The sequence below is a fragment of the Pedobacter sp. V48 genome (genome assembly GCF_000523515.1).
Lineage (GTDB): Bacteria > Bacteroidota > Bacteroidia > Sphingobacteriales > Sphingobacteriaceae > Pedobacter.
Genome location: NZ_AWRU01000009.1, coordinates 203,714 through 215,871, shown reverse-complemented (window position 1 = coordinate 215,871; position 12,158 = coordinate 203,714). Strand labels below are relative to the sequence as shown.

The 12,158-nt window shown below is 38.9% G+C and carries 7 protein-coding genes and 1 pseudogene; 2 read left to right on the top strand and 6 right to left on the bottom strand.

The window, feature by feature from the left end; genetic code table 11:
• The coding region (locus N824_RS11195) for an alpha-L-rhamnosidase C-terminal domain-containing protein (RefSeq protein WP_152542180.1) at positions 1-399 on the top strand (399 nt) is incomplete at its 5' end.
• 7 nt (positions 400-406) lie between these two features.
• Here the strand turns inward: N824_RS11195 and N824_RS11190 are convergent.
• From N824_RS11190 to N824_RS11165, 6 genes and pseudogenes are all read right to left on the bottom strand, one after another.
• Positions 407-1,651, bottom strand: coding sequence for a DUF2264 domain-containing protein (locus tag N824_RS11190; protein WP_084498276.1), 1,245 nt, complete (start codon positions 1,649-1,651; stop codon positions 407-409).
• A gap of 39 nt (positions 1,652-1,690) precedes the next feature.
• A pseudogene (locus tag N824_RS11185) lies at positions 1,691-2,962 on the bottom strand (glycoside hydrolase family 71/99-like protein).
• Between the two features lie 5 nt (positions 2,963-2,967).
• Positions 2,968-3,759, bottom strand: a complete 792-nt coding sequence (locus N824_RS11180; RefSeq protein ID WP_235207078.1) for an NIPSNAP family protein — start codon at positions 3,757-3,759, stop codon at positions 2,968-2,970.
• Positions 3,760-3,847: 88 nt separating this feature from the next.
• On the bottom strand, positions 3,848-5,032 hold the full coding sequence (pncB, locus tag N824_RS11175) for a nicotinate phosphoribosyltransferase (RefSeq protein WP_048905234.1): 1,185 nt from the start codon (positions 5,030-5,032) through the stop codon (positions 3,848-3,850).
• Between the two features lie 13 nt (positions 5,033-5,045).
• The gene (locus tag N824_RS11170; protein WP_048905233.1) at positions 5,046-6,083 is read right to left on the bottom strand and encodes an adenylate/guanylate cyclase domain-containing protein; all 1,038 of its coding nucleotides are present in this window, start codon (positions 6,081-6,083) and stop codon (positions 5,046-5,048) included.
• 8 nt (positions 6,084-6,091) lie between these two features.
• The gene (locus N824_RS11165; RefSeq protein ID WP_048905232.1) at positions 6,092-10,096 is read right to left on the bottom strand and encodes a hybrid sensor histidine kinase/response regulator transcription factor; all 4,005 of its coding nucleotides are present in this window, start codon (positions 10,094-10,096) and stop codon (positions 6,092-6,094) included.
• Between the two features lie 197 nt (positions 10,097-10,293).
• Between N824_RS11165 and N824_RS11160 the strand changes: the two genes are divergently transcribed.
• Complete coding sequence (locus N824_RS11160) at positions 10,294-12,141, top strand: glycoside hydrolase family 2 protein (protein ID WP_048905231.1); 1,848 nt, start codon at positions 10,294-10,296, stop codon at positions 12,139-12,141.
• The last annotated feature ends 17 nt before the right edge of the window (positions 12,142-12,158 follow it).

Here is a 12,158-nt window from a genome sequence, read left to right as displayed (position 1 = left end):
TTTGTGTCCAATAATCATTTTATGCTGGGTCATTTGATGGAATGGCTGTACAGTGGCTTGGGTGGAATAAAGGCCGCTGCTGATGCAATAGCTTATGATAAACTGGAAATAAAACCTGAACAGGTTGGAAATATTACCCATGCAAGAGCCAGCTATAAAACCCCTTACGGAAATGTTGTTTCTGATTGGAGCAAAACTGAAAACAACTTTGAACTGAAGATAGAGGTGCCTGTAAACTCCAAAGCCACAATCTATATACCTGCCTCGGAAAATACAAAGATCTACGAAGGAGAAACCCTTATAAAAAACAACAAGGAAGTTGCATTTAAGGGAATTAAAAAGGGTTTCGCTTTACTGGAAATCGGCTCTGGCAATTATGTTTTTAAGGCTGTAGACTAGTTTAGCGTTACCTAAGGTCAACACCATGGTCGTTTGGAAAATCTTCGCCACTCCAGATCTTTTGGGCACTCCATTTTTCAGGTGGGTTTGCCCAGAAGGGATCTGTTGAAGGCAAGCCAAGCGGCAGGAATATACTGGTGCTTAAATAAGGGCTTCCCTGATTGTTGTAAGTGTCTGCTATTGACGGTTGCTGACCATAAACACCAAGAGAAAGCCACCCATTTTTATACGTGGATGGGCTTTCTAATGTTTTTCTGATTACAGCGGTAAGTGCACAACGTACCTGAGCAGCTGTTAACTGCTTTGGCAGTTCTTTACGCCAAGCCATATCGGCCAGGTGGTGAAACGCTGCGCCACGATAAATAAGAGAGCGACCAGTTGCTGGATAGGTTCCATCTATATTAATCATCCTTTCCTGAATTTCCGCGTAGCGTTCATTACGTTTCTTTATTTTTTCGGATAATGCGTTATACCCATTGTTTTTTTTATTGACAATTTCTGTTATTGCTGCCAGATAGGGATGAATTACAAAGCTATTATAGTAGTCCAGTGCAAACACGGGTCCATCGGAATAAAGCCCATCTCCAACATACCATTGTTCCAGTTGCTGCATGGCATAATCGACCCTCATTGGGTCCCACTCGAACCCATACTTACACAAAAATGCTTCGTTCATTGCCGAAAAAAGCAACCAGTTAGAAAAGCCAGGTTTAAATTTCCTGGTGGTTTTTATGGAGCTCACCAATCGCTCTTTTTCCTGTTTACCAAGATTTTCCCAAAGCCAGGGAGCCCTTACAAAAGCAAAAGACAAAAATGAGGCATCTACCAGTTGCTGACCTGCCAGATCAAAGCGCATAAAGTCCTTTTTATTGGAATCCAAGGCGTTAGCAAGTCCTTTCAACACCATATTGCGGTACTGCTTGCGCAAATCCTTTTCCGCAGCATTACCACCCTCTAATTGCAGCCAGGGCGCTATGCCACTCAAAACCCTGCCTAAAACTTCAAGATATTGCACTTGTATCCGCTGTGCTTTATTATCTGTGGTATTAGAGGTTACCTGTGGCATTTTTATCCTCAGACTGTCATTAGAGAGATCGTATAGCACGGGTCTCACCATCTTATCCATTTGTTGCAGCCAAAAGACCCTATCGCTGACCCCTTGCTTTTTAACCTTTTTCTGAGCAAAACATACGCCAGTAGCCAGCAGCAAAAAAACCAATGCAAAACTTTTTCTGTTTAACACAACCTTCATTTAATGATCTGATTAATTATCCGTGGAAAATTAGGAAAATTATTTTTGCTTTGGCGGTAAAGGAACATCTTCTCTGAAAGGAACTTGTTTTCTAAGCATTTTACCAGCATATCCCGAAAGGTACATGTAGTAATCAGAAGGAATATCTTCCTCGAAGGTTACAWMYSTACWNNCGMCRNCYSSKKSMTTTTTAGATATTTTAAAAATAGCTGTTCCCTCGTCTACCTCGTCAAACATAGCGACATAAAGCATCTCTGCACCATTTTTTATAGCCGTAGAGAGTTGTTTCCAAAAGAACTTGCCCCTGTTTCTTGGAATTTGGTTAGACGGGGATTTTGGATTCATATTGTGCCAGCTGAAGCCCGGAAATACAACCCCAACATAATCGAGCTTATTTTGCTTACACCAGGCTATATCCCCTTTTTGAACCTCTGCGTATTTATTATATGCAGTTTCATTGCCATATCTGCCAATGGTCCATGGATGGATGATATCTGCTTTTTTCATGATCTCATGAAGCAATGGGTTCTTCTCTGTGTCGTTTCCAAATTCACGCCAGTAAGTAGGTACGCCTAACATTACCGAACAGCCACCGTATACAGGGTCATTCTTTAAAAAATCGACCATTTTTGCAACATCCTTTAGGGTATACTTCCGATTATCTCCAAATCCAACTCCCCACAAAACCACAAGAGGCTTTCCGTTGTGGTATAAATAGGTTTGATTGTTCCCCTGGCTGGTTATTTTCATACTGTCGACCAGGTTTTTCCAATCGTTAATGAGCACCGGTACGTCAACACTATCTCTGGTGCCAGACAAATCGTACATTACAGAAATAGCTCTTCCATTTTTTTGTGAGGACGTCAAAGCATTTCCAAGTACGGTATTGAAATGATTGCGGCCAGATTTTCCTCTGATCTCTGCTACAAAACGCTGCATAAAAACACCATCCAGTCCGTAATCTTTCATCCATTTAAAATGAGTTTCAACAGTTGATGCATCATGAGCGCTTGGCAGATAAGCAGCACTGCCATCAGCGTGTACAAAAGATGTTTGATATACCTTTTTTAGCTCACTTGTTTCTGGCCATAAATCGACATTTGTACTCCCAGGTTCAAATTTTCCTTTAGATTGGTAGTGATACCAGCCTCGGCCAGCACCATCTTCCGCGGCATTATGCCAGCCCTGATAGCCAGCCATAATTAAACCCTTATAGCTTTTAAACCGTGATGTTTTACCGTGTTTACTTTGTGCAAATACACTACTTGCACAAAGTAACACGATTAGTAAAACTATATGTTTTATATTCATAAATTTTAAAAATCAGAATAGTCCGTAGGAACAATAAATTGAGTATCGTTTCTTGAAACATTATTCTGATATTCAGGCAAAGCTGATACACGTTTCCATTTTGGATCGGCACCAAAAACTTTCCAATGTTCATCTCTCGATTTTTTATCGCTGTAAGTGGTTAAATACATCAGGTTTGGCATACGGCTACCAGCTAATACTTCACCGTAGAATACGGCCTGGCTACCTATACGATCAAAGATTTCAACTTCTTCATTGTTAAACATTTGAACTTTATTAACATGCTGCTTTTCAGAAGCACTTTCGTAGCTACGTAATTCATATATACGCTCGCTTTTGGCATTACTGAATACGGGTTTCTTTAATGTTGGCATTCCTGTAAATGCCTCTAAAATGATGTTTTCTTTTCTTACAAAAGCTGCATCATTGTAAGCTGCATTTACATAGTCAGCTCCTTTTGTTGCCAGTTCTTTATCTTTTAAAAGCAATCTAGACACTTCGCTAAACTGTTTTAGTGATTGAAAAGCAAGAAATACATAGATCTTTTTATCGGTAGCAGTATCGATATCTGCAGATTTAAATACACCTACTGTTTTAATACCTAAACGATGAGCTGCAGGCACATAAGCTTCTGAGAGGAATTTATCTACCCTTTCTTCCTGAGCCTTGGTTTTAAGGTGATACACCGTTATTTGATAAAATTGTTTTTGGTGGGCAGCAGCAATCGATTGCATTGAACTACCCATAGTAAAGATAATAACCGCCATGCAGCAATTAAACAAAGTTTTTGATTTCATGTGTTGAGTTTATTTTAGTTACTAAAACTAGAAATTTCCTGCGACTTAAAGTAATAGCAACAAATTCGTTGCGTAAAGCTGTTCTTTTCTAATCTATCTCCAGAATGGTTTTGGCAAGATTGATCATGCGTTCGGTTCCCGTGTGCTTTCCAGGTTCGTCAGAAAGCTTCACAACCTCTGTCCACTCCCCATCCTTTGGCTGTGCCTCAGTCATTTTTATCACAATATTCATTGCTTCAGGACCGGCATCGTTGGTAAGGTTTGTACCTATTCCAAATGACATTCCAATTTTATCCCGACAATGATCAGCAATGCGTGCTACTTTTTCATAGTTCAATCCATCAGAAAAAATTATGGTTTTGGTTCTTGGATCGATGCCCATGCTGTTGTAATGCGAAATTACTTTATCGGCAAAAAGTAATGCATCGCCACTATCGTGCCTAACGCCATCGAACAGCTTCGAAAACATTTTATCGAACTGTTTAAAGAACACTTCGGTAGTATAAGTATCAGATAATGCAATCCCCAAATCGCCACGGTAAACGGCTACCCAATGCTCCAATCCTGTTGCATTGGCCATTTTAAAGCCATAGCGTGCGGCATGAAACATAAACCATTCATGGGCATGGGTTCCAATTGGTTTTGTTTTATGGATCATGGCCATATGTACATTGCTGGTACCTATAAATGAACCCTCGCCATATTGGCTAAGCGCCTGAAGTACCAATCTATGCACTTGATAAGAGTACCTGCGACGGGTACCAAACTCTGCTACTGTAACACCTAAACGGCGGTAGTTTTCGATCTTTTCTTTAGTATGGTTAATTACCTCGTCGTTAGAAATCCTTTGGGAATCATTAAGGATGTAGAAAAGCTCACAAATGAGCGACATCAATGGTACTTCCCATAAAATGGTTCGGTACCATAGGCCTTCTACATGTACCTCAAGCTGATCTCCGTTTTGCGTGATGTATATTTCTTCCGGATTGTACCGGTATCCTTCCAGAAAATCAAGATATACAGGATCAAGATATGGGCAGTTTACCTGCAAAAAGTGTTTTTCTTCTCTGCTTAATTTTAATGTGGCCATTTCATTTACGGCCTCTCTTAAGGCTTTTGCAAAACCATCAGGAAATGAATGTTTACCCCGATTTATAAATGCATATCGTGCTTTTGCAGCAGGAAATAAACGAATTACCCCCTGCTGCATAGTAATTTTATAAAAATCGTTATCTAATAATGATGATAGTATTGGCAACGCATGTGATGGCATAATAAGAGATATTTTATGAAGAAATATTTGGTTTAACAGAGCTGAGCAGCATTTCGTGCTCTTTGCCTTTTAATTTTATTGACCCCAGGGCCTGCACTATATAACTGCTGGTTAACTGAAGCTTGTTTATGAGCTCTGAAGATGCAATTACTTCTTCATCGTACAGCTTACACATTCCCTGGATCCTGGAAGTTGTGTTTAATACATCACCTGAGTAGGTTATATCCCGCTTAATTATTCCAACCTCGCCAGCTACGACTTTACCGCAATGGATTCCGGCTTTGAAGGTAGGCACCACACCATAACGCTTCAGGTATTTATTTTTTATACTGTTAATGTAGGTCTTAATATCGAAAAAACATCGTACACACATGCTGTTTTCAATCCCGTCCTCATACTTCCAGGCCACAATAACTTCGTCGCCGGCATACTGGTATATTTCTCCTTTGTTGTCCAGTATGGGGTTGGTAATGTCGGTAAAGAAGTCCTTAAGAAATTCATGGTATTTTTGATCACCTAACTGTTCAGCTATAGTTGTGGATGAATTGATGTCCAGAAACATAAAAATGCGTTGTTCCTCTCTTGGAGTATTGTATTTTCCACTTACAATATTCCAGAACGTGCCATGGCCAAACTTGCTATTGATTTGCAAAAGCAATTGGGTAACAGCCACTACTATACCCCAGGCAAGACCATTTTTAAAAAGTCGGTGCGTATCCTGAACAGAAAAAATACGAAACAAGACGTTGATGAACAAAATAATAAGTACAAAAGATATCATTACCGCAAGTACGGTATAGCCGTAAGACTTGTCCTGGTACTTTACATTTACAAAGAATACGAGCAGACTTCCGCCTAAAAGAGCACCAACCAGTGCAGCAAACATGTTTCTAATGACCGATGAAAGAAAAGTATAGTCGGCAGATGGGCCCAATGAATTATTGGTGTATAATATCATATGATCATAAACGGCCATTATAAAGCCAATAATGAGCCATGCAATTATAATTACTCCAAGTTGTCTTAACTTATATTGTGTTCTGCGGTTCATGCTCTAATTTATTCATTTTTCCTGATGAAATTATTAGCATACTCTGACGGTGTTACACCAAACTGCTTTGTAAACGCCCTACCTAATTGAGATTGAGAGGTAAAACCTGTTAAATCAGCTATTTGCTGAATTTTATAATTTGTTTCTACAAGTAGTTCTGCCGCTTTTTTAAGTCGTGTGATATTGATGAGCTCGTTTGGCGACAGGTTAGAAATGGACTTTATTTTACGATAGAATGTGGCCCGGCTCATGTTTAATGTTTCGGCTAGTTTGTCTACATCCAGATCACGGTTTGCAATGTTTTTAAGGATAAAGTCATTCAGTTTTTCTAAAAGAATCTCATCAGGCTTAGTATGGGCAATGCTTTTTATATGAATTAAAGGTGACCTTACGAAGTAGTCTTTTAATTGATTTCTGTTGAACAAAAGGTTTTGAATTTGCACTTGTAAGTGTTGCGGCGAGAAGGGTTTCTCTATATATGCGTCGGCGCCTATTTCTAAGCCTTCTATCTTTGATTGAAATGCACTTTTTGCTGTAAGTAAAATAAGGGGAATATGGCTATAATCAAGATTGGTTTTTATCTGCCTGCAGAGCTCATAGCCATCCATAACTGGCATCATTACATCGCTAACGATCAGTTGTACAGTATGCTCTTTTATCATATCAAGTGCTATCTGACCATTAGAGGCGGTAATGCAATTGTACGTAGAACTAAGTTCTTTTGAAATGAACTGTAGGATATCGGCATTATCATCTACCAACAATATCAGCGGTTTAGCTTCTTGAATTGTATTTTCAATTTCTGGGCTTACTTCCTGATAAACCGGGGCGGTTATGATTTCCCGTTGAACTGATTTTTCTTCGATGGCTTCGTTAGAAGGATAATAAGGCAATTTTACTTCAAATACATTCATTTCATTTTCATCGGCACGAAATGTTAAAGTACCGCCATGTAACCTGGACAAAGAGCGTGCAAGTGCCAGTCCTATACCTGTACCGATTTGATTGGATGTTTCCTTTAACCTGACAAACGATTCAAAGATTCTTTCCCTCATTTCTTCCGGGATTAAAAAACCGTCGTTTTTAACTACTACAGCGTATTGATTAGAGTAAGGATCAGGATTAAGCAGCAAGACATCAACTCTTTTATCGGCATATTTAATGGCATTGCTTAGTAAATTGCTTAAAATCTTATTAACTGCTTCGGCATCGGCTTTGCTATAAAACTCCGTTTGTGGTAAATTGAGCTGAAAGTGAATCTGCTTTTCTTCAGCTGCATTTTTGAACCTTAGGTAATGTTCTCTTAAAATTTCGCTGATGTTACTTTTCATCAGGTTAAGGCAATATTCCCTCGACTCTATCTTTCTGAAATCGAGCAGCTGGTTGGTTAAATGCAAAAGCCTGTCGGCATTCTTTTCCATTGTAAGCAGATAGTTAAGTACCTCTGGAACCGGGGCATATTTTTTTATGACTGTTTCTAATGGCCCTTTTATTAAAGTAAGTGGTGTTCTTATCTCATGTGTTATCTGCGTAAAGAATTCAATTTTAGCCTCATAGATTTCCCTTTCTTTTTGGTTCTCCAGCTGTTCTATCCTCCTCTTGTTTCTAAGCTTAATTTTATTATTAGTGTATATCACTAGAGCATAAACTGCAGCGATAGATAACAGCAGATAAAACAAATAAGCCCAACCACTTAACCAAAACGGAGGAGATATTTCTATAATTAATTCCCTTGGTGTTTCGTTCCATACGCCACTACTGTTGGCACCCTTAACAAGAAAGGTATATATACCTGGGCTAAGCTTGGTATAGAACACCCTCCTGTTCTTTTTAAGATAGGTAAAATCTTTATCGATCCCTTCTAGCTTATAAGCATATTCCGCAGTTTCGTGATCGGTATATGCAAGTGCTGCAAAATCAATACTAAAGGTAGACTGATCGTATTTAAGTTTGATCTGATCTGTATAGGATATTGATTTTTTAAGCGGAGAACCTTCAGCATTGATCAACAGTTCCTGATTAAATACCTGGAAGCCTGTAATGTAAACCTGAGGTACAATGGTGTTTTGTTTAAATTGCGAAGGGTTAAAGCTTACCAAACCATTTACACTGCCAAAATAGATCTGACCGCCGGCATCCTGAAATGATGAGTTATAATTGAACTGATCGCTCAGCAATCCGTTCGCTGTGGTGTATACCCTTATTTTCTTTGTTTTGGGATTATAGCAAATTAGTCCTTTAGAGGAACTGATCCATAAATTACCTGCCTTATCCTCCTCAGTTTTATAGAAAACATCGCTGGGGAAGCCATCCTTCGTGCCATATCTTTTAAAAGTTTTATCTACAGGATTGAATTGGTTTAAGCCATTTTCCGTGGTGACCCACAGTGTTTTATCGACAGAGATGAACACCCCGTTTACAAAATTATCACTTAAGCTATTTTCGTTCTGAGCATCATTTCTATAGAAGCCTTGTTTATTCGTTTTAGGGTTAAAATACAAAAGACCACCGCTTATTGTTGCTATCCAGATAGTGCCATCAGCATCTTCTGTTATAGCTGTATAATGGAAATTTTGCGGAACCTCTTTAATTAGGGTAAAATCATGAGTGGTTTTATTGTAGCGATACAATCCATCGGCAGTACCAACCAGAATGTCTCCGGAACGGGTTTGATAAAAGCAATCAACAAAGTTGCTGTTAAGTGCATTTGGGGCATCTCCTTTGTCGTAATGCCTGATTACTTTGCCCGATTTTATATCTAGTATGTCTAGCCCCTGCTCATATGTGCCTATCCATAATTCATCGCCTATGGCTTTTAAGCCATGAACGTTCGTATGAGCTATACTACCTTTAGATCCATCAGGAATAAATGCGGTAAAATCGCCATTGGGCGAAATCTTGTTTACCCCGGCGTCCTCTGTACCCACCCATAAGTTTCCAAATTTATCGTTACAGATCTCGCGAATGGCACTTCCGCTAAGTGATCGTTTATTGTTTTGCGGGAAAAACTTATCGAAAAAGGTAAATGGTTTTGGATAATAATTAACCCCACCAAAATAAGTACCTACCCAAATACCACCTTCTTTATCTTTAGCAAAGGTATAAACCGCATTATCTGATATGGCGTACCGGTCATTTGGATTTTTACGCAGATTGGTATATTTCCCTGTTTTTAAGTTGTAAACAAATACACCTGATTCTGTTGCTACCCAATATTCATCTCCATTATTATGAATAAAGTTCTTGGCATAAATGCTGGTCTTATCCTTATTAAAGGTTAAAATATCCTTATAGCTTAATGTAACAAGATCAAACAGTTTTACACCCTGATGTGAAGTTCCTACTAAAATAGAATTAGAGGCTGTAGTGTATATTTTATCTATCCAATGAGAGATAACGGGTGGTGAATTTTTAAAAAGGTTGAACGACGTAAAGCTATCGTTTGCTTTATTATACTTTCTGATTAATCCATCGGGTGATGATACCCATAGTGTTCCATCCCTTGAAAACGTAGTAGCCGTAGCTTCAAAATCCTGATGTTTACTAAATTCTTCGAATGTGTGCTTACTCCTGTTATACTTATAGAGTTTACGATCGGCAATAAAACATATATCACCGTTACCATGGCTCTTCATATCCCAAACACCTTTATTAAGTGTTATTGGCACTAACTTAAATTGCTGTGTAGTGTCATTATAGCAATACAATCCGTTTGAAGTTCCTACCCAAAGTTGCTTTCTTGCATCTTCAAAAATTGCCCTGATCACATTATTTCTGAGGCTGGTAGTATCGCCTGGCTTGCTACGGAATACTTTAAAGCTATATCCATCAAACCTATTTAAGCCATCTTTTGTCCCAAACCATAAAAAGCCTTTTGAATCTTGTACAATGCTAAATACGGAGTTGTAAGACAAACCTTGTTCTACCTGATAATGCCTGAAATAATAAGGCTGTGCCTTTAGAAGGTTTAAAAAAACAAATAGGAAAAGAGCAGTTGTGGTTAGCTTTTTCAAGTTTAGTTTGTAAATGGTTAACGTTACAATTACCAGGGGGTTCTTGAATGGGCCAAATTAATTAATTTCAAATCAAATTGCGACGATTTGAATAAATTTTGAGCCGATTTGTCAAAACATAATTCCTTTATTTGAATATTCGTTCGGCCTGTTAAGCAGGGAGGAACACACAAATCATTAAACCAAGTATTCATTTTATGAAATTATTCTCTTACTTAATCGGGCTATGCCTTTCCCAGTCGCTGATCGCTTCAGCACAATCAGAAAATTGGAAACCAGTACCCGGAAAGATCTCTACGCCATGGGCGGAAAAATTAAACCCTGCAAACCCACTTCCTGAGTATCCAAGACCACAATTGGTACGCAGTAATAACTGGAAAAATTTAAATGGTTTATGGAACTACTCTATCAATCACAAAAATGAAAGCGAGCCTAAAGCCTATCAAGGTAAAATATTAGTTCCTTTTGCAGTTGAATCATCTTTATCTGGTGTAGGTAAAACTGTTGGTAAAGATAGCCTGCTATGGTACCGAACCAGCTTTTCTGTGCCTTCTAATATGAAAAACACCATTTTATTGCATTTTGGTGCGGTGGACTGGAAATCGGAAATCTACTTAAACGGGAAAAAAGTTGGCACACATGAAGGCGGATTTGATCCATTTTCTTTTGACATCACTCCTTTCTTAAAAAAAGGCGGCAAACAAGAATTAACTGTTAGTGTTTGGGATCCAACGGATAATGGGCCACAACCTAGAGGTAAACAACAAATAAAACCAGAAGGCATCTGGTATACACCAGTTACCGGAATATGGCAAACCGTATGGTTAGAAAGCGTTGCCAAAAGCTATATCGCTTCGACCAAACAAACGCCAGATATTGATGCTAAATCTTTAACTGTTTCTGCTGATGTGCAAGCAGCGCAAGCTGGTGATAAGTTAAGAATCACAGCTTTTGATGGTGCATCTAAGGTTTCTGAGCAAGAGGTAGATGCCACCGAGGCAGCTACATTGGTTATTGCGAATCCGAAACTATGGTCCCCTGCAAACCCATTCTTATACGACTTAAAAGTTGCGTTGGTACGTAATGGAAAACCAGTCGATGAGGTTAAGAGTTACTTCGCAATGCGTAAATCATCAATGGGTCCGGATGCTAACGGCATCCAAAGAATGTTGCTGAATGACAAGTTTGTATTTCAATATGGACCGTTGGATCAGGGATGGTGGCCAGATGGTTTATATACTGCCCCTACCGACGAGGCTTTGAAATTCGATATTATTAAAACCAAAGAAATGGGCTTTAATATGATCCGTAAGCACATTAAAGTGGAGCCTGCACGCTGGTATTATGAATGTGATAAACAAGGTATTTTGGTATGGCAGGATATGCCAAGTGGAGATTTGGGTAACCAATGGGAACCTAATTTAGGTACAATGGGTGGTACAGATAAAGACCGCTCTGCAGAATCTGAAGCGATATACCGCAAGGAATGGAACAAGATCATGGATGACTTGCATAACTTCCCCAGTATTGTTGTCTGGACTCCGTTTAACGAAGCATGGGGACAATTTAAAACCAAAGAAATTGCGGAATGGACTAAAGAAAAAGATCCTTCTCGTCTGGTAAACAGTGCAAGTGGTGGGAACCATGTTGTAACTGGCGATATTGTTGATTTACACCATTATCCTAATCCTAGAATGCCTAGACCTGACCTTTTTGGCCCAACTCATGCAATTGTTTTAGGTGAATACGGTGGCTTAGGTTTACCTGTACCGGGACATACCTGGAAAGAAAAAGATAACTGGGGATATCAGACATTTAAGACCGCAGATGAATTGTTTGATAAATACGCTTCATTTATGACTGAGATGGAAGGACTAATTAAAAAAGGACTTTCGGCAGCTGTATATACCCAAACTACTGATGTTGAGCAAGAAACTAATGGATTAATGACTTATGACAGAAAAGTAATTAAAGTACCTGCAGCCAAATTAAAAGGGGTTACAGACAAACTTTACAATGCTGATCTTGTTAAGATGAATCCATAAAAAACGATTTGTACGGA

Excerpts from the sequence above, each read along its gene's own strand:
- N824_RS11160 (WP_048905231.1), top strand. The coding sequence starts at position 10,294 with ATGAAATTATTCTCTTACTTAATCGGGCTATGCCTTTCCCAGTCGCTG.
- pncB (WP_048905234.1), bottom strand. The coding sequence starts at position 5,032 with ATGCCATCACATGCGTTGCCAATACTATCATCATTATTAGATAACGAT.
- N824_RS11190 (WP_084498276.1), bottom strand. The coding sequence starts at position 1,651 with ATGAAGGTTGTGTTAAACAGAAAAAGTTTTGCATTGGTTTTTTTGCTG.
- N824_RS11170 (WP_048905233.1), bottom strand. The coding sequence starts at position 6,083 with ATGAACCGCAGAACACAATATAAGTTAAGACAACTTGGAGTAATTATA.
- N824_RS11180 (WP_235207078.1), bottom strand. The coding sequence starts at position 3,759 with ATGAAATCAAAAACTTTGTTTAATTGCTGCATGGCGGTTATTATCTTT.